Origin of the sequence: Methylobacterium sp. WL8, from assembly GCF_008040045.1 — a bacterium.
In the GTDB taxonomy this organism is placed as follows: domain Bacteria; phylum Pseudomonadota; class Alphaproteobacteria; order Rhizobiales; family Beijerinckiaceae; genus Methylobacterium; species Methylobacterium cerastii.
Window position 1 is genome coordinate 1 of sequence record NZ_VRVF01000036.1, and the last position, 16,426, is coordinate 16,426.

The window sequence follows — 16,426 nt, forward strand, 5'->3', positions numbered from 1 at the left end:
ACGTAGCTGAACAGGTTGGTCGAGGCCGCCTCACGTCCGCGCATCGATCAAACCCCGCCTCTCGCTCAGGCAGAGCGAATCATCTCCAAGGCCACACCGCCACAGACTTCTGCAGCAGCCTGCTAGAACATCTTCAAGCGCGGTGGACGTCGGCTCGCGTGATGAGAATGCGACCGCACAGCCATCGGCCGACGGCGTGCGCACGAGGCCGGTCAAGCGCGCCGCTCTTCCCTCTCCCCTGTGCGGGGGAGGGGATGCACATCGCCGTGGCGACCAACTCGGGGCACCCCGCAGTCGATGCGGCTACCGCGACCCGGCGGTTCATCACGGCGCACGTCAGCGTGGCAGCCGGTCCAGTCCAAGGCCTCCGGCCACCACGAGGGCCGGCACCACCAGGCACTTCACGTCTTCGATCGTCTCGGCCACCGGTCATCTCCGATCTCACCGCTCAGCGGGTCTCGGGAAGTCAGTGCCTGACCTTCGTCTCGCGCTTGTAGCGCGTGATCGCCGACGCGCAGTCGGGGGAGAGCTTCTTCAGGTTGACGCGGAAGCAGGCCTCGACCGCTGGGCCGCCGGGCGGATGCTCGCTGCAATGCTCGAGGTAGTCGCCGGTGCAGTTCAGCTTCAGCACCTCGCGCAGGGGGTTCGTCTGCGCGAGCCCGGCGCCGGGAAGCGCGAACAGGCCGGCGGCGAGGAGGGCGGTGCGGAGGCGGGGCATGGGATGTCCGTGGGAGCCAAGGGTCTGCGCCGTCCGCGGGTGCGATCGAAGACGGCCGATAGGTGCGGACGGGTCGAGTGCCTGACGGATGAACCCGGCGCGAGTCTTAAGATCGGTGATCGGCGCGCGAAATCGAGCGGCCACCGCGCGAGTGCGCGGCTGGCTTCTAAGGAGAGACGCAGGCGTGCTTCAAGGCAAGCGCGCGCGAAAGCCGTCCGGGCGGACGCACAGCCGAAAGATTCGGACGCCGCGATAATCCAGCCGCCCAGCCTCGGCGGTCAGCCGGCGTCCGGCACCTGGAAGCGTCGGCAGAGGTCCTCGAACTCTTGAGCGGTGCCGTAGCGGATGCGGATCTCACCGGCCTCGGGCGACTTCGCCTTGAGGGTCACGCCGAGGCCCAGCGCCAGGGCGAGGCGGCTCTCCAACGAGCGCACCTCGGCGGTCTTCTCTGTCAGGCCTCGAGGTCGGCCAGGACGCGGCACGTCGTCGGCCTGCTGCTCGGAGGCCGCGATCGCCTCGACATCGCGCACCGTCAGCCCTTCCTCGACGATGCGCTTGGCCACCAGCTCGGGCGCGCGCACGCCGAGGAGCGCGCGGGCATGGCCGGCGGTGATCTCGGCCGCGACCAGACGCTCCTGCACCTTCGCCGGCAGGTTGAGCAGGCGCAGGGTGTTGGCGAGATGGCTACGGCTCTTGCCCAGGATCTCGGCCAGTTCGCGCTGGGTGTAGGAGAACTCGCTCATCAGGCGCTCGTAGCCCGAGGCCTCCTCGATGGCGTTGAGGTCGGCGCGCTGGATGTTCTCCAGGATGGCGAATTCGAGGGAGGCGCGGTCGTCGATCTCGACCACGACCACCGGCACCTCGTCATGCCCGGCGCGCTGGGCGGCGCGCCAGCGGCGCTCGCCGGCCACGATCTCGAACGTGCCCGGCACTTCGCCGAGCGCCCGCACCACGATCGGTTGGATGATGCCGCGCATGCGGATCGAGGCGGCGAGCTCGTCGAGGTCGGCCTCGCTGAAGCTGCGGCGTGGGTTGCGCGGGTTCGGCCGTAGGAACTCGACAGCGACCTTGCGCTGGGGCTGCACCTTGCCCGCATCGTTGCCCGCATCGCCGAAATCGCCGATCAGGGCCGCGAGTCCACGCCCCAGCCGGGGCCGTGCCACCTCGTCCGCCATTCCGCTCACCCATTCACTCCGTTACGCACGCTTCGTACTCGTCTTCGCAAAACCCCACCCACGCCCCTCATCCTGAGGTGGCGGAGCGCAGCGGAGCCCGCGAAGGAGACTTCCAGGGATCGCCCGCCGCCTGGAGTTCTCCTTCGAGGCCCGCTCGCGCGGGCACCTCAGGATGAGGTCGCCGAATGGGACAGGCACTTCCCCTCAAGCCGCAGCCGGCACCCGGCCCTCGCGCTGAATCACCTCAGAGGCGAGCCGCAGGTAGGCCTGCGAACCCGCGCATTTCAGATCGTACAGCAGCACGGGCTTGCCGTGCGAGGGCGCCTCCGACACGCGGACGTTGCGGGGGATCATGGTCTCGTAGACCTTCTCGCCCATGAAGCCGCGGACATCCGCCACCACCTGCGTCGACAGGTTGTTGCGTGGATCGAACATCGTCAGCACGATGCCCTGGATCGTCAGCTTCGGGTTCAGCGCACCGCGCACCTGCTCGACGGTGCGCAGCAGCTGGCTCAGGCCTTCCAGCGCGAAGAACTCGCATTGCAGCGGCACCAGCACGGCGTCGGCCGCGGCGAGCGCGTTGATGGTCAGCAGGTTCAGCGAGGGCGGGCAGTCAATCAGCACGTAGCTGACGTCGCGCGTGGTTTTCGAATCGCGAAGGCCCTTCAGCACGTTGCGCAGGCGGTGCGCCCGGTCGGGCAGCGAAGCCAGCTCCAGCTCCAGCCCGAGCAGGTCCATGGTCGAGGGCGCCACCGACAGCCGCGGCACGGCGGTCGGCACCACCGCCTGCGCCAGCGAAGCCTCGCCCGCCATCACCTCGTAGGTGGAGACGCGGCGCGCCCGGCGGTCGATGCCCAAGCCCGTCGAGGCGTTCCCCTGCGGGTCGAGGTCGATCACCAGCACCTGTTCGCCGATGGCGGCGAGCGCCGTACCGAGATTGATCGCCGTCGTGGTCTTGCCGACGCCGCCCTTCTGGTTGGCCAACGCCAGCACCCTGAGTGGCCGCGCCGGAGCCTCGGCCGCAGGATTGGGAATCGCGTCGCTTGTCATGGGGGCCTGGCTGACCTGGGCTCTCGGAGTGACGGATCGGTGCGCGTCGCGTATGCGCGACGGATATCGGATCTACGAGCTTTTGGACGCGAGGGCGGTGACGCGGACGATCCGGGCGGGCGACTCGGTTCGGCTCGGGACAAGCTCGTGACCGACTGTCCACCGCGCCGCGGCATCGGTCAATTCCGCAGCAGCCTCGCGACCCTTCGGAAACAGCCCGGTGGTGCCCGTTTTCAACAGCGGCTCGGTCCAGGCGAGAAGTTGGTCAAGGGGGGCGAGTGCCCGGGCGCAGACCACGTCGACCCCGCGATGATCGCTGATCACAGCCTCGATCCGGGCATTGTGTACCCGCACCGACGCACCGGTGACCCGCGCCGCCTCGGTGAGGAAGGCGCATTTGCGCGCGTTGCTCTCGACCAAATCCACACGGATGCCTGGCGGCCCGGCGATCGCCAGGATCAACCCTGGAATGCCGGCGCCGGACCCGAGATCGAGCCACGTGCGCGCCGCCGGCATCAAATCGAGCAGCTGCAGCGCGTCGGCGATGTGCCGCGTCCAGACCTCGGCCAGCGTCGCCGGCCCGACGAGGTTCTTGATCGTCTGCCAGCGCACCAGCTGCGCCACGTAAAGATCGAGCTTTTGCGCTGTTTCACGTGAAACATCCGCCGTGGCGAGGACGCTGTCGCGATCGTTCGAGCCTTCCATCAGGCGCCCACACCGGTCGTATCGCCCCGCCGCGCGTGCGCCGCCAGCAACGTCAGTGCCGCCGGGGTGACACCTTCGATCCGCGCCGCCTGGCCCAACGTGCCAGGCCGCACGGTCTCGAGCTTGATCCGCATCTCGTTGGAGAGCCCGGCGATCCGTCCGTAATCGAGGCGCACGGGCAGACGCACCGCCTCGTCGCGCCGGAAGGCGGCGATGTCGGCGTTCTGGCGGTCGAGGTAGACGGCGTAGGTGGCGTCCGTTTGGAGCCGTTCGGCGATGCGCGGGGAGACGGCGTTCAGCTCGGGCCAGACCGCCGCGAGCCGGGGCCAGTCGAGATCAGGGTAGGACAGGAGCTGGAACGCGTTGCGGCGGATGCCGTCCTGGTTGAGCGCGACGCCGTAACATTGCGCCTGGGTCGGCGTCAGGCTCAATGCGTCGAGCCGAGCCCGCACGGCCGAGAGTTCGGCCTGCGAGGCGGAGAAGTGCGCCGCCCGCCGGGTCCCGACGCAGCCAAGCGCCTGCCCACGCGGGGTCAGCCGCTCGTCGGCGTTGTCTACCCGCAGGGAGAGGCGATACTCCGAGCGCGAGGTGAACATGCGGTAGGGCTCGCTTACCCCATGGGTGACGAGGTCGTCGATCATCACGCCGAGATAGGATTCCGCCCGGTCGAAAGTCGTGACCGCTGCGCCCCCGGCAATCCGCGCGGCATTGATCCCGGCAACCAGCCCCTGCCCCGCCGCCTCCTCGTAGCCGGTGGTGCCGTTGATCTGTCCGGCGAGCAGCAGGCCCGGCAGGCGCTTGGCTTGAAGCCCGGCATCGAGCTCGCGCGGGTCGACATAATCGTACTCGATGGCGTAGCCCGGCCGCAGGATCCGCGCCGCCTCCAAGCCCGGGATCAGCGCGATGAGCCGATGCTGCACGGCCTCCGGCAGCGCGGTCGAAATGCCGTTCGGGTAGATCGTCGGGTCGTCGAGCCCCTCCGGCTCCAGGAAGATCTGATGGCCCTCGCGATCGCCAAAGCGTACCACCTTGTCCTCGATCGAGGGGCAGTAGCGCGGGCCGCGGCTGCTGATCCCCCCGGAATACATTGGCGATAGGTGCAGGTTGTCGCGGATCAGGTCATGGACGGCTTGCGTCGTGCGGGTGATGCCGCAGCGAATCTGCGGGTTGGTGATCCGATCGGTCAGCGCAGAGAACGGCACAGGCTCGGCGTCGGCCTCCTGCATCTCCATGGCCGACCAGTCGATCGTGCGGCCATCCAGCCGCGGCGGCGTACCGGTCTTCAGGCGGCCGAGCCGGAAGCCGAGACGGTCCAGGGTCTGCGCCAGCCCAATTGCCGGCGCCTCGCCGACGCGGCCAGCCGGAATCTGGACCGGGCCGATATGGATCAGCCCGCGCAGGAACGTGCCGGTGGTGAGCACCACCGCGCCGCAGCGGAGCCGCCGCCCGTCACCGAGAACGATGCCGGCGACGCGGCCGTCGCGAGCCGTCAGATCCTCGCAAGCGCCCGCGAGCACCGTCAAGTTTTCGGTTTCGGCTACCGCCGCCTGCATCGCCGACGCGTAGAGCTTCCGGTCGGCCTGGGTGCGGGGGCCACGCACCGCCGGCCCCTTTCTCCGATTCAGCAGCCTGAACTGGATGCCGGCCGCATCCGCCACTCGGCCCATCAGGCCGTCGAGGGCATCCACCTCGCGCACGAGATGGCCCTTGCCGAGGCCGCCGATCGCCGGGTTGCAGGACATCGCGCCGACGGTCGCCGCATCGTGGGTCACGAGCGCCGTGCGGGCGCCGCACCGCGCGGCGGCGGCCGCCGCCTCGACGCCGGCATGGCCGCCGCCGACGACGACGACATCGAAAGCCTGTGGAAACGTTTCGGGCATCCCCGGGATGTGCCGCCACCCCGCGAAAAGGTCAATCACCCGCCCCTCACAGGCGCTCCTCCGAGCGGAGCTTGCCTTCCTCGTGAGCAATCTGCTCGCGTGCTCGGCATTTTTGACTACATTTTCAAAGTCACCATCAAATGCAGGACTGTCGTTTTCAATCCGGACACTGCGGATCGCCCGGCCTCAGAGTAATTTCGCACTATCGGGTCATACGAAAACTCTTGCGACTCACTGGTCTGCATGGCATCGAGAATCTGTGAACGATTTATGAACGGACAACGGCGTCCGTCCCGGCCACCCGGGATTTCGTGACATCGCGGACCTCGCTCGCACGGGTGAGGGCGACCAACGAGGATCAAGACGATGCACATCATCGCTATCGGCCTGGGTGCACTCTGCTGCGCCGGCGGCGCGCTCGCTCACTTCACCGACCCGAGCCAACGCAAGGAAGGCGCCCTGGGCTTGGCCGGCTTCGGCTTCCTGCTGACGGGGATGTTTCTCACCCGCTCATAAGGCGGGGCAGGTTTTCACGTGAAACATTGCGGGCTTTGGTCGGCGGTACCCGTGCCGATCCTTCACAGATCCGCCCGCCACCGCTGTCACGCATCTCACCGCGTATCGAGAAAGAGGCGCGGGTCCACTCTCCCGTCCGGGAGAGGGGCAGGGTAAGGGGTGCGACCTCTTCGGAGAATTCTGTCCCCTCACCCTAACCCTCTCCCGAACGGGAGCGGGAGCCGCCGCCCGCTGCACGTGACCACTCGGTGATGAAGCCATCGGCTATTTCCCAATGCAGAACCCCGAAAAAAGGCGGTCGAGCACCTCTTCGATGCCGACCTGGCCGCCGACCTCACCGAGCGCGCGTACGGCCAAGCGTAGGTCCTCGGCGACCAGTTCCGGCATCCCGGTGGCGGCGGGCAGGCGGTCGAGGTGGGCGACGCAGCGCTCCAGCGCGTCGCGGTGACGCTCGCGGGTAACGAGGGCGTCGCCGCCGCCGAGCGCCACCTCGGCCTCTGCTGTGATCGCGTCGAGCAGGAGCAGAAGCCCCTGCCCCGTCAGCGCCGAAACAGCGAGGTCGGCACCCGGCGCCGCATCCAGGTCGGCCTTCGTTCGCACGCAAAGGACACGGCTCGTTCCTGAGACTTCCTCAGAAGCAGCACCCGGCGGGACCAGCATCAACACGAGGTCGGCCTCGGCCATCCGCCGGCGGGTTCGCGCAATGCCCTCGGCTTCGACGGGGTCGCTCGTCTCGCGCAAGCCCGCCGTGTCGACGAGCATTACCGGCAATCCGCCAAGATCGAGCCGCACCTCGATCGCATCACGGGTGGTGCCGGGCACCGGTGAGACGATGGCGGCGTCGCGTCGGCTGATAGCGTTGAGCAGGGTCGACTTGCCGGCATTCGGTGGGCCCGCGAGCACCACCTGAAACCCCTCGCGCAGGCGCTCGCCGCGCCGTCCGTCGGCGAGTGCGGCTGAGATGGCAGTACGGAGCCGGGCGGCTCGGGCGAGCACGGCTCGGTCGAGCACGGCATCGTCGATGTCGCCCTCGTCGGCGAAGTCGAGGGCCGCCTCGGTGGCGGCGAGGCAGTCGATCGCCTCCTCCCGCCACGCGGAGACCTGGCGCCCGAGGGCGCCGTCGAGCTGACGCAGGGCCTGGAGGCGCTGGGCTTCGGTGTCCGCTTCGATCAGGTCGGCGACACCCTCGGCCTCGGTGAGATCCATCCGGCCGTTGAGCACGGCGCGCCGGGTGAAGGCCCCCGCCTCCGCCGCGCGGCAGCCAGGGAAGGCGGTGAGCGCGCGGATCACCCCCGCCCGCACCGCGACGCCGCCGTGCAGGTGTAGCTCGGCCATGTCCTCGCCGGTGACCGTGTCAGGTCCGGGCATCCAGGCGACCATCCCCTTGTCGAGCATCATGCCGTCGGCCGGATCACGCAGCGTGCGGAGCGAAAGCCGGCGCGGAGTCGGCAGGGTACCCGCAAGCGCGACGAGCACACCCGCCGCGGCCGGCCCGCTGATGCGGATCACCGCGATGGCGGCACGGCCGAAGCCGGAGGCCGGCGCGAACAGGGTGCTGGAATCGTGCATCGGGCTCCGTCCTGGTTCGTCGGCCTTCGCCGACACGCGGGCGCCGCCGGCTGAACCGGAAACGCGCCGCCGACGGATTGGGCTTGCCTCGACGGAGGGTGATGCGCAAACCGGGCGCCCGCGAAGCGCAGCTAGGGATGATGACGCCATGGTTCATACCCGTCGCACCGTCGTCGCCGGCTTGGCACTGGCGGCACCCGCCCTCGCCACCCGCGCGGAGGCCCGATTTGCGTCGGCCGCCGCCCGGATCGCGGCGGTCGAGGCGCGGCTCGGCGGGCGGGTCGGCGTCGCGTTCCGGGATGCCCCGGGCGTGTTCCTCGGCCACCGTGCGGGCGAGGCGTTTGCGATGTGCAGCACCTTCAAGGTTCTCGCCGCGGCTGCGATCCTGGCGCGCGCCGCAGCTGGCGCCGAAACCCTGGATCGCCGCATCGCCTACGGCGCCGCCGACCTGCAAAGCTACGGCCCGGTGACGCGCGCCGCCCTCGCGAATGCGGGCGGCGCGCGCGCGGAGCTGAGCGTCGAGGCCCTCTGCGCCGCCGCGATCGTATGGAGCGACAACACGGCGGCGAACCTCCTGCTCGACGCCCTCGGCGGTCCTGCCGCGCTCACCGCCTGGCTGCGCGGGCAGGGAGATGCGGTGACGCGCCTGGACCGGACCGAGCCGACCTTGAACACCGCGCTGCCGGGGGATCCGCGCGACACCACGAGCCCGTCCGCGATCACAGGCACCCTAGAACGCTGCCTCCTCGGCGATGTGCTGACCCCGCCGCACCGCGCGCGGTTGGAAGGCTGGATGGTCACGTGCGAGACCAGCCGAACGAAGCTCCGCGCCGGCCTTCCGCTCGATTGGACGGTCGGCGACAAGACCGGAAGCGGCGACAACGCCACGTCGAACGTCGTGGCGATCCTGCATCCGCCCGGGCGTCCGCCGATCGTCGCCGGTCTCTTCCTGACCGGCTCGGAGGCGCCGCCGGCGACGCGCGACGCGGCCCATGCCGAGATCGGCCGCATCCTCGTGGAGGCGTTGTGATGGCGAAAGCGACGCCGCGGGCGACCCCCGCCTCCCGCGCCCTGGACAAGGCCGGCATCGCCTACGCGATGGTGGCCTACGCCTACGACGCGGAGGCCCCCCGCATCGGTCTTCAAGCTGCCGACGCGCTCGGCGTCGAGCCGGGCTGCATCCTGAAGACCCTGATGGCTGCGGTCGACGGCCAACCGGTCTGCCTGCTCGTCGCCTCGGACAAGGAGGTGGCGATGAAGCGGGTCGCCTCCGCGATGGGCGGCAAGGCGGCGGCGATGCTGAAGCCGCCGGAGGCCGAGCGGATCACCGGCTACCATGTCGGCGGCATCAGCCCGTTCGGCGCCAAGCGTCGGGTGCCGGTGCTGATCGACGAAGGTTCGCTGGCGGACCGACCGGAGATCCACGTCAACGGCGGCGGACGCGGCCTGCAGCTGCGTCTCGCGACCACCGACTTGGTCGCCGCGCTGCAGGCGCAGGTGGTCGTGCTGGCCGAGCAGTAACGTTCGATTCACCTTAACGGCCGATAGTCGCGTCGCGCGCCCGAACGCCGCGAAACGGGACCTGAGGGGACGACGGGCGCATGCGCGCGACATGGATGATCCCGGCCCTCGCCTGCGGTCTCGCCGCCGTGCCGGCGAATGCGGCCGACCTGTTCGGCGCCGAGCCTGCGCCGACCTACGACCTGCCGAGCAACGCACCGCGCTACTTCCCCCGCGGCGACGGCAGCGACAACGTCCTGCAGGCTCGCCCCCTGCCCGTGCGTCGCACCGGCTGCCTGCCGCGCCGCGTGCCGGTGCCGACCAACGCTCCCGACGACCCGAGCTACGTCGGATCGACCTACGGCCTGTCGAAGCCGAGCTATTACGGCTTCACGCCGCCGCTGGGCGTCGACGATCCGTTCGGCCGGCCGCTGCTGCCGTATTGCCGGTGACGGCGATCGCAGACCTCGTCCGCTAGGGTTCTCGGTGAGTCGACGGATCTCGACAAATCGACGGGCGATGCTGGCATGCCGGGGAGAGGCAGCTTAAGGCAGCGTCCGCCGACCTCGCCGGAGCCGCCCATGCCCTCTCGATCCACCGCCGACACGCGGGCCATCTCCGATCCCGCCGCCCTGCGGGAAACGGTCGCGGCATGGCGGGCGAAAGGGGAGCGCGTCGTGCTGGTGCCCACCATGGGGGCGCTACATCGCGGCCATCTCGCGCTGGTCGCCCATGCGCGAACGCTGGGCGCGCGCGTGGTGGCGAGCATCTTCGTCAACCCGACCCAGTTCGGCCCGACCGAGGATTTCGCCCGCTATCCGCGCGACGCCGCGAGCGACCTCGCGCTGCTCGGCGAGGCGGGAACGGACCTGGCCTGGATGCCGGAGGCCGGCACGATGTACCCGCCCGGCTTCGCCACGCAGATCACGGTCGGTAGCCTCACCGAGGGCCTGTGCGGCGCGTTCCGGCCCGGCCACTTCTCCGGCGTCGCCACGGTGGTGACGAAGCTCCTCAACCAGGTCCGGCCGGACGCCGCCCTGTTCGGCGAGAAGGATTTCCAGCAGTTGCAGGTGATCCGCCGCGCGGTGGCCGACCTCGACATGGGCGTCGCGATCCACGGCATGCCGACGGTCCGCGAGGCGGACGGCCTCGCCCTGTCCTCGCGCAACCGCTACCTCGCGCCCGCGGAGCGGGCGGCCGCGCCGACGCTCCACGCGGTGCTGTCGCGGATCGCGGCGGAGGCGCGGGACGATGCGGAGACGCCGCCCGCCATCGCGAAGGGCATCGCCGCCCTGGAGGCAGCAGGGTTCTCGGTGCAGTACCTTGCGGTCTGCGATGCGCAAACGCTGGCGCCGCTCGCCCGGGTCGACGGCCCTGCCCGCGTGCTCGCCGCCGCCTACCTCGGCAAGACGCGGCTCATCGACAACGTCCCGGTCTGATACGATTTCCGGTGGATTAGCTCGGTGAGCACCGCGCCCGTTTTCCCGGACGGGTGAAGCGTCAGCGGAACCCGATCCGAGACCCAGCAGAAGGCATCGCGAAGCGTCGAAACCTTGCGCCGTTCGGATCGAGCCGCTGACGCGGCCCTCGATGATGCTGGGTCCCGGATCACCTTCCGCTGACGCTCCGGGCGTCCGGGAAAACGTCGCGCCGGCGAAGTCATCGATCGGAAACCGTATGAACGATGGATGCCGAACGAGAGGGCGCAGGCCGTCGACGACCCGCGCCCCCTGCCCTCAAAACCCCTTGGGATGCGCGGCGAAGAAGTCGAGCATGGCGCGCGAGGCGTCGGGCCCCTGCGGGTCGGTGAAGCTGCCAGCCCGGTCCCCACCCGACCAGGCGTGGCCAGCGCCACGAACCCGCCAATCCTCCAGCAACACTCGGCCCGCCGCGTCCGCGTAGCGCGTGCGGGTGTAGGGGCGTCCGTCGCCGTCGAAACGCTCGCGCGCGGGCGTCAGCGCGGCGGCGCCCGCCTGGGCCAGCACTTGGTCGGCGTTGCGGATGCTCACCGTGGTGTCGTCCTCGCCGTGGAAGACGATGGTCGGCACGTGGGCGCCACCGCCGGGGCCGGGCGCGCCCATCTGCATCGCCATCATCGCGGAGCCGACGTCGCGGGCGCAGGAGGCCGCGAGCCCGGAATGCACGCCGACCGCGGCGTAGAGGTCGGGGAAGGCTCGGGCGATGTTGGCCGCCGCCGCCCCGCCTGCCGAGAGCCCGGCGATGAAGACGCGGCTCGGGTCGATCGCATGACCGGCCATGACCGCGCGGGTGAGGCCGGCGATGATGGCGGCCTCGCCGGTCTCGCGGCCCTGGTCGCGCGGCTCGAACCAGTTCCAGCAGCGCTGCGCGTTGGCGCGGCCGGTCTGGACCGGGTAGGCGACGAACAGGCCGTCACGCTCCGCCAGCCGGTTCATGCCGGTGCCGACGGCGAAGTCGTCCGCGGTCTGGTTGCAGCCGTGCAGCATCACCACGAGGGCCGCCGGAACCTGCGGCCGGCTCGGGACGAACAGGCGATACTCGCGCGTCCCCGCCGGTCCGGCAAAGCTCTTGGTGACGACCGAACCTGCGCCCGCGGCGGTCTCGACCGACCGGTCAGGCGTCTGCGGCTTGGCGAAGCCGAAGCCCGGAGCCTGCGGGGCCAAGCCCTTGGGCGTCAGCCCCTTGGCCGCCAACCCCTTCAGCACCGGCGCCAGCCCGCGCACGACGCCGTCCACGGCGGCACGCAGCTTCTCGGGGATCGGGCCGGCGAGCCCGGCTTCGGTCTTCGTCGTAGTCTCGCTTTTCGGCGCGCTCTCGGTCCTGGTGGAGGCCTGGGGCTGCGCCGTCGCCTGCGTCCAGGACGCGGCACGGGGGGGGTCGTCGACGCGCTCGGCGGTCAGGTCGAGGGTCGGCGGCTCGATCGCCTTCGGGGCGTCCCGCGGCGTCGCGAGGCCGCCGAGGCTGCGCTGGATCAGGTCGGTCGCCTCGGCGAGGCGTCCCGCACCGGTGAGCCGGGTCGCCTCCATCATGTCGGCGAAGCGGTCGCGCATCTGCTCGGAAGGATCGGTCATGGGATGTCCTCGGATCGCCGGGGGCGGATCGGAAAGGGCGGGGCAGCTCAGCGCAGCCGGTCGGCCAGGGCGGCGCGGACGGCGGGGCTGGCCTGGAGGCTGCCGAGCACGTCGAGGGAGGCGATCGCCGCACGGGCGAGTTCGGGGGTCACGTCGGCGGCGATGGTGGCGAGGCCGAGCACGCGGATGTCGAGCATCCGCCCCTCGGCCCGTGCCGCCTCGAGGCTCGCCCGGTCGATGTGGCGCAGGCCGAGCTCGACGCTGCGCCGCGCCACCGACTGGCGCGTCACGTCGGCATGCCGCTCGATCTGGTTGCGGATCGCGGTGCGGATGAAGTCGCTGCGGTTCGAGAACAGCCCTTCCGCGACGAGGAGATCGACATGCCCGAGATCGACATGCCCGAGGTTGATCGTGATCTTCTCGCTGTCGGGCTGCCGGGCCGGCACCTTCGCGGTTCTGGGCCGCACCATCGCTTCCATCATCGCTACCATCCCGTCACCATCCCGTCACCATCCGTGTGGATGGCATATGGGAAGCGGTTTTTGCATTGCAATACGATCTTGCGGCGGCGCAGCAAGACGTGATGCGGCGGATCGGTCATGGGGCGGAGGGCCAGCCCCGCAAGGAGCGAGCGCGCGGCTGCGGCTTCGCGGATGCGACCGGGATCTTCCTCGATCGGGTGGTCGCGTGGCAGGACACCCGGACGGACGACGGTGAGATCCGGATGGTCGCGGTCGGCGTCCGGGACGGCACGTTCTACATGGTGGTCTATGGCGACCGGACGACCGAAGCAGGCGCGCCGATCCGTTGGATCATCACCGCATGGCCGTCGCATCGGAAGGAGCGTGCCTTGTGACGAAGATCAGTCTGAGCGAACTCCGCACGCATGCGCCGACGGTCGATCGAGCCAAGCTGGACGCAACCACCGAGGCACAGATCGAGGCGTACCGAAGCGAAGACGGCTACGGCGACCTTCCCGTGCCGGATGTCGCCCGCGTGGTCGAGTCGCCCCAGGCGCTTCGCGTGCGTCTGGGGCTGACGCAGAAGGAAATCGCCGCGGCGTTGCGCATTCCCCTCGGCACCTGGCGCAACTGGGAACAGGGACGCGTCACCCTGGAACCGGCGGCGGCGGCTCTCCTCGTCGTCGTCTCGCGGATGCCCGAAGCCGCCATGGACGCTTTGGGCGGACAATCGGACAGGTCCACCGGGACCTCGTGATCCCCGCGGGCGTGTAAATCGATCGACCATCGTCAGACCGCAGAATCCTCGCCGATGTACTCGGCCCAGATCGCGTTGACGCCGAGGCTTGCGCGGAAGGCGGCGTGGCGCGCGCGCTCGGCGTCGGTGAGGCGGGCGCGGGTGGTGCGGGCAGTGCGGACGACGCTCTCGGCGCCGAAGTCGGCGACCGCTTCGGCCACAGCGCCGGCGCCGAGGTCGAACCCGGTCTGCTTGCCGCCCAGCAGCTCGATGTAGACCTCCGCCAGGATCTGCGCGTCGAGCAAGGCGCCATGCTTGGTGCGGCGGCTGGTATCGATGCCGTAGCGACTGCAGAGGGCGTCGAGGTTTGCCGGCGCGCCGGGATGCTTGCGGCGCGCCATTGGCAGGGTGTCGACCACGCTCTCGAGCACGATCGGCGGCGGCGCCTTCGCCCCGAGCCGGGCGTATTCCATGTTGAGGAAGCCGACGTCGAACGGCGCGTTGTGGATCACCAGGCGGGCGTCGCCGCAGAATGCGACGAGCGCGTCGGCGATCTCCGAGAACAGCGGCTTGTCGGATAGGAACGTGTCGGACAGGCCGTGCACCTTGAAGGCGCCCTCGGAGACCGCCCGTTGCGGGTTGCAGTACTTGTGGAAGGTCCGGCCGGTGGGAATGTGGTTCAGGAGCTCGACCGCGCCGACCTCGATCAGCCGGTCGCCGGTCTTGGGATCGATGCCGGTGGTCTCGGTGTCGAGGACGATCTCGCGTACGACGTCGTGCATGATGTTCGGTCCCGAACGCTTCCCCGCTTCGCCTACCCAATTAGCCTGCGCCGGTTAACCCGCGCCTTCAACGCCGCCGCAGGCGGACGTAGAGCGCGCCGGCGCCGCCGTGGTGGCGGGCGGCCTCCTCGAAGCCGAGCACGATCGGGCGCAGGTCCGCGCCGCGCAACCAGTGCGGCACCGAGCGGCGCAGCACGCCGCGCTCCGCGTAGGCGTCTTCGCCGCCTTTGCCGGTCACGACCAGCACCCGCGCGTGGCCGGCGGCCCGCGCCCGCATCAGGAAGCCGACCAACGCCGCATGGGCCTCGGCCTGGTAGAGCCCGTGCAGGTCGATCCGACCCTCGATCGCCAGCAGGCCGCGGCTGATCCGCTGCCGCTCGCGACGCTCCAGCCCGGGCGGGGCGGGGGCTGGGACGAAGGCCGGGCGGACCGGCGCGGCCGGGGCCGGCGGCGCGCCCGCGCCGAGCCGGACCACGCGCTTCACCGGCTTCGCCGGCGCGACCACGGCGACCGGGCCGGGGATGGCAACCGGCATCGCCGGCACGGGCTTCGGTGCAGGCGCCGGCTTCCTGGCGATGCCCTTAGCCGGCGAATTCTTCGCCGTGGCCTTCGCGGCGGGCGTGGCGTCCACGGCGGCTAGCTTGGGCTTGCGCAGCGTCACGCGGGCACGCAGCGGGGTGATCAGCTTGGCGATCTCCCCCCACAGATGCGCATCCTCGCGGGACAGCGCCCGCGGCCGACGCGGCGGTTTCATGCCGGAACTCTGCGAAGGAGTTGGGACATGCAGCCGCCGAGGAGCCTGCGCGATCCTGTCTCGCGAGGTCCCGTCGTCCAGGTCACCGTGATCGGAGCCGAAGGGGTCGATCCTGATCCAACCCCCTCCCCGTCATCCCGGGGCTGCGCAGCAGAGCCCGGGATCCAGAGCCGCCGACGTGCCAGGCTGGACAACGACCTGGGGTTCTGGATTCCGGGCTCGCCTTCGGCGCCCCGGAATGACGGGGAGGGGCCGAAAACCGGATTTGCGCGGTCGGTCAGCGGGAGCGGGCCGAGGCGCGCATCGGTGGGTGCCTGCGAACCATCGATAAGCCCGCTCATGGCGCGGCCGGCTTCGGCAGCAGCACGATGAATCCGGGCTTGGTGTGGAGGTCGCCTGCCGCGACGCCGGCGGCCGCGCCGGTGCCGACGTAGAGGTCGCCGCGGGCCGGGCCGAGGATGGCCGAGCCGGTGTCGGCCGCGATCACGAGGTGCCCGCTGCCTGGCTGTCCCGGCAGCTTGCCGTCCAGCCAGAACGGCAGCCCGTAGCGCCACAGGCCGCTGTCGACAGCCATGCTGCGGCCGGGGCTCAAGGGTGCGCCGGCCGCACCCGGCGGACCCAGGGCCGCATCGACGACGGGCTCGATGCGGAAGAAGATGTAGGAGGCGTTCATCCGCATCAGGCGGCGGGCGTGGTCCGGGTGCGTGCGCAGCCACGCGGTCCAGCGGGCGAGGCTGAGGTCGTTCAACGCCAAGTGCCCCTCCCCCACCAGCAGCTTGCCGATGGAGGTGTAGGGCCGGCCGTTCTTGCCGTCGTAGAGCACGCGGATCGCCGTGCCGTCGGGCAGGCGGACGCGGCCCGAGCCCTGCACCTGCAGCACGAACAGGTCGACGGCGTCGCGCAGCCACAGCAGCGGATGGGTGCGGGCGGCGATCGCCCCATCCTCGATCGCGGCGCGGTCGGGATAGGGCTCGAACCCGGCCTCCCCCTGCCGCCCGGCGCGAAGAGCCGGATCGAGGCCGGGACGGGTCTCGCCGGGGCCGAGGGTCACGAGGTCGTCGGGACGGGCGAGCACGGCTGCCGTGTAGCCGGGGCCGGGGGTCAGCGATCCGTCGAGCTGCGGCTCGAAGTAGCCGGTGAGGAACCCGGCCCTGCGCTCGGGCTCGGTGCCGTCTGCCGGGCGCACGACCCGGTAGGCGGAGAACCGCTCGCGGAAGAAGCCCTTCGCCTGATCCGGTGCGAGGGCGGCGGCGGCCGTGCAGGCGGCGGCGAGGTCGGCAGGATAGCCCGCGACGCCGGCGGCCTGCGGCGGGTTGGGGCCGGGCGCGGCGCAGGTCCGCCGGAAGGCCTCGAACGCGGCCCGCGTCTCGTCCGCCTGCCAGCCGGGCAGGGCGGCAAGCTCCACCGGCTCCAGCACGGCGTTGCCGACGCGCAGCGGCTCGGCGGTGGCCGGGGCGATCCCTGAAACGAGAGCGACCGCAGCGCGGAACGCTGCGGTCGGGCGGGGGAGGCGTCGGAGTGCCATAGGTC

General features: G+C 70.7%; 18 protein-coding genes. 7 read left to right on the forward strand and 11 right to left on the reverse strand.

Annotated elements, in window-relative coordinates:
- Positions 1-466: 466 nt before the first annotated feature.
- From FV234_RS14190 to mnmG, 5 genes are all read right to left on the reverse strand, one after another.
- Positions 467-718 carry a hypothetical protein gene (locus FV234_RS14190; RefSeq protein WP_147829911.1) on the reverse strand — a complete coding sequence of 84 codons (252 nt, stop codon included), beginning with the start codon at positions 716-718 and terminating at the stop codon, positions 467-469.
- A 278-nt stretch (positions 719-996) separates the two neighbouring features.
- Complete coding sequence (locus tag FV234_RS14195) at positions 997-1,893, reverse strand: ParB/RepB/Spo0J family partition protein (protein ID WP_147752578.1); 897 nt, start codon at positions 1,891-1,893, stop codon at positions 997-999.
- Positions 1,894-2,097: 204 nt separating this feature from the next.
- Positions 2,098-2,943 carry a ParA family protein gene (locus FV234_RS14200; RefSeq protein ID WP_147829913.1) on the reverse strand — a complete coding sequence of 282 codons (846 nt, stop codon included), beginning with the start codon at positions 2,941-2,943 and terminating at the stop codon, positions 2,098-2,100.
- Between the two features lie 72 nt (positions 2,944-3,015).
- Positions 3,016-3,648 (reverse strand): 16S rRNA (guanine(527)-N(7))-methyltransferase RsmG, encoded by a 633-nt coding sequence (gene rsmG / locus FV234_RS14205; RefSeq protein WP_147829915.1) that lies wholly within the window; start codon positions 3,646-3,648, stop codon positions 3,016-3,018.
- On the reverse strand, positions 3,648-5,528 hold the full coding sequence (gene mnmG / locus FV234_RS14210; protein ID WP_147829917.1) for a tRNA uridine-5-carboxymethylaminomethyl(34) synthesis enzyme MnmG: 1,881 nt from the start codon (positions 5,526-5,528) through the stop codon (positions 3,648-3,650). The genes rsmG and mnmG overlap by 1 nt, the downstream gene beginning before the upstream one ends.
- Before the next feature lie 366 nt (positions 5,529-5,894).
- Between mnmG and FV234_RS26235 the strand changes: the two genes are divergently transcribed.
- Entirely contained in the window at positions 5,895-6,044 is a 150-nt protein-coding gene (locus FV234_RS26235) for a hypothetical protein (RefSeq protein WP_187273687.1), read from the forward strand.
- A gap of 264 nt (positions 6,045-6,308) precedes the next feature.
- Here the strand turns inward: FV234_RS26235 and mnmE are convergent, their stop codons facing one another.
- Positions 6,309-7,613, reverse strand: coding sequence for a tRNA uridine-5-carboxymethylaminomethyl(34) synthesis GTPase MnmE (gene mnmE, locus FV234_RS14215; protein ID WP_147829919.1), 1,305 nt, complete (start codon positions 7,611-7,613; stop codon positions 6,309-6,311).
- A gap of 148 nt (positions 7,614-7,761) precedes the next feature.
- Here mnmE and bla point away from each other — a divergent pair, with 148 nt between their 5' ends.
- The 4 genes from bla to panC all read left to right on the forward strand — a co-directional run bounded on the left by bla (position 7,762) and on the right by panC (position 10,552).
- Positions 7,762-8,643: a class A beta-lactamase gene (gene bla, locus FV234_RS14220; RefSeq protein ID WP_147829921.1), complete on the forward strand. Its 882-nt coding sequence runs from the start codon at positions 7,762-7,764 to the stop codon at positions 8,641-8,643.
- The gene (locus FV234_RS14225) at positions 8,643-9,134 is read left to right on the forward strand and encodes an aminoacyl-tRNA deacylase (protein ID WP_147829923.1); all 492 of its coding nucleotides are present in this window, start codon (positions 8,643-8,645) and stop codon (positions 9,132-9,134) included. Before bla ends, FV234_RS14225 begins: the two co-directional genes overlap by 1 nt.
- A gap of 80 nt (positions 9,135-9,214) precedes the next feature.
- Positions 9,215-9,565: a hypothetical protein gene (locus FV234_RS14230; protein ID WP_147829925.1), complete on the forward strand. Its 351-nt coding sequence runs from the start codon at positions 9,215-9,217 to the stop codon at positions 9,563-9,565.
- Between the two features lie 129 nt (positions 9,566-9,694).
- Positions 9,695-10,552, forward strand: coding sequence for a pantoate--beta-alanine ligase (gene panC, locus FV234_RS14235; protein WP_147829926.1), 858 nt, complete (start codon positions 9,695-9,697; stop codon positions 10,550-10,552).
- A gap of 297 nt (positions 10,553-10,849) precedes the next feature.
- Here the strand turns inward: panC and FV234_RS14240 are convergent, their stop codons facing one another.
- Together FV234_RS14240 and FV234_RS14245 are read right to left on the reverse strand one after the other, a co-directional pair.
- Positions 10,850-12,163, reverse strand: a complete 1,314-nt coding sequence (locus tag FV234_RS14240; RefSeq protein WP_187273688.1) for a PHB depolymerase family esterase — start codon at positions 12,161-12,163, stop codon at positions 10,850-10,852.
- A 47-nt stretch (positions 12,164-12,210) separates the two neighbouring features.
- Positions 12,211-12,645: a CopG family transcriptional regulator gene (locus tag FV234_RS14245; RefSeq protein WP_238272668.1), complete on the reverse strand. Its 435-nt coding sequence runs from the start codon at positions 12,643-12,645 to the stop codon at positions 12,211-12,213.
- Positions 12,646-12,746: 101 nt separating this feature from the next.
- Between FV234_RS14245 and FV234_RS14250 the strand changes: the two genes are divergently transcribed.
- Together FV234_RS14250 and FV234_RS14255 are read left to right on the forward strand one after the other, a co-directional pair.
- Positions 12,747-13,019: a BrnT family toxin gene (locus tag FV234_RS14250; protein ID WP_147829928.1), complete on the forward strand. Its 273-nt coding sequence runs from the start codon at positions 12,747-12,749 to the stop codon at positions 13,017-13,019.
- Positions 13,016-13,381, forward strand: a complete 366-nt coding sequence (locus FV234_RS14255; protein ID WP_238272662.1) for a helix-turn-helix domain-containing protein — start codon at positions 13,016-13,018, stop codon at positions 13,379-13,381. The genes FV234_RS14250 and FV234_RS14255 overlap by 4 nt, the downstream gene beginning before the upstream one ends.
- Positions 13,382-13,413: 32 nt before the next feature.
- On the opposite strand, the gene dnaQ is transcribed toward FV234_RS14255, so the two are convergent.
- The 3 genes from dnaQ to FV234_RS14270 all read right to left on the reverse strand — a co-directional run bounded on the left by dnaQ (position 13,414) and on the right by FV234_RS14270 (position 16,421).
- Positions 13,414-14,142, reverse strand: a complete 729-nt coding sequence (dnaQ, locus tag FV234_RS14260; RefSeq protein ID WP_147829932.1) for a DNA polymerase III subunit epsilon — start codon at positions 14,140-14,142, stop codon at positions 13,414-13,416.
- Between the two features lie 67 nt (positions 14,143-14,209).
- Complete coding sequence (locus FV234_RS14265) at positions 14,210-14,896, reverse strand: Smr/MutS family protein (RefSeq protein WP_147829934.1); 687 nt, start codon at positions 14,894-14,896, stop codon at positions 14,210-14,212.
- A gap of 337 nt (positions 14,897-15,233) precedes the next feature.
- Entirely contained in the window at positions 15,234-16,421 is a 1,188-nt protein-coding gene (locus FV234_RS14270) for a murein transglycosylase A (RefSeq protein WP_147829936.1), read from the reverse strand.
- Positions 16,422-16,426: the final 5 nt, after the last annotated feature.

Excerpts from the sequence above, each read along its gene's own strand:
- bla (WP_147829921.1), top strand. The coding sequence starts at position 7,762 with ATGGTTCATACCCGTCGCACCGTCGTCGCCGGCTTGGCACTGGCGGCA.
- FV234_RS14225 (WP_147829923.1), top strand. The coding sequence starts at position 8,643 with ATGGCGAAAGCGACGCCGCGGGCGACCCCCGCCTCCCGCGCCCTGGAC.
- mnmE (WP_147829919.1), bottom strand. The coding sequence starts at position 7,613 with ATGCACGATTCCAGCACCCTGTTCGCGCCGGCCTCCGGCTTCGGCCGT.
- FV234_RS14250 (WP_147829928.1), top strand. The coding sequence starts at position 12,747 with ATGCGGCGGATCGGTCATGGGGCGGAGGGCCAGCCCCGCAAGGAGCGA.
- FV234_RS14190 (WP_147829911.1), bottom strand. The coding sequence starts at position 718 with ATGCCCCGCCTCCGCACCGCCCTCCTCGCCGCCGGCCTGTTCGCGCTT.
- FV234_RS14200 (WP_147829913.1), bottom strand. The coding sequence starts at position 2,943 with ATGACAAGCGACGCGATTCCCAATCCTGCGGCCGAGGCTCCGGCGCGG.
- FV234_RS26235 (WP_187273687.1), top strand. The coding sequence starts at position 5,895 with ATGCACATCATCGCTATCGGCCTGGGTGCACTCTGCTGCGCCGGCGGC.
- rsmG (WP_147829915.1), bottom strand. The coding sequence starts at position 3,648 with ATGGAAGGCTCGAACGATCGCGACAGCGTCCTCGCCACGGCGGATGTT.
- FV234_RS14265 (WP_147829934.1), bottom strand. The coding sequence starts at position 14,896 with ATGAAACCGCCGCGTCGGCCGCGGGCGCTGTCCCGCGAGGATGCGCAT.
- dnaQ (WP_147829932.1), bottom strand. The coding sequence starts at position 14,142 with ATGCACGACGTCGTACGCGAGATCGTCCTCGACACCGAGACCACCGGC.
- mnmG (WP_147829917.1), bottom strand. The coding sequence starts at position 5,528 with ATGCCCGAAACGTTTCCACAGGCTTTCGATGTCGTCGTCGTCGGCGGC.
- FV234_RS14195 (WP_147752578.1), bottom strand. The coding sequence starts at position 1,893 with ATGGCGGACGAGGTGGCACGGCCCCGGCTGGGGCGTGGACTCGCGGCC.
- FV234_RS14240 (WP_187273688.1), bottom strand. The coding sequence starts at position 12,163 with ATGACCGATCCTTCCGAGCAGATGCGCGACCGCTTCGCCGACATGATG.
- FV234_RS14245 (WP_238272668.1), bottom strand. The coding sequence starts at position 12,645 with ATGATGGAAGCGATGGTGCGGCCCAGAACCGCGAAGGTGCCGGCCCGG.
- panC (WP_147829926.1), top strand. The coding sequence starts at position 9,695 with ATGCCCTCTCGATCCACCGCCGACACGCGGGCCATCTCCGATCCCGCC.
- FV234_RS14270 (WP_147829936.1), bottom strand. The coding sequence starts at position 16,421 with ATGGCACTCCGACGCCTCCCCCGCCCGACCGCAGCGTTCCGCGCTGCG.
- FV234_RS14230 (WP_147829925.1), top strand. The coding sequence starts at position 9,215 with ATGCGCGCGACATGGATGATCCCGGCCCTCGCCTGCGGTCTCGCCGCC.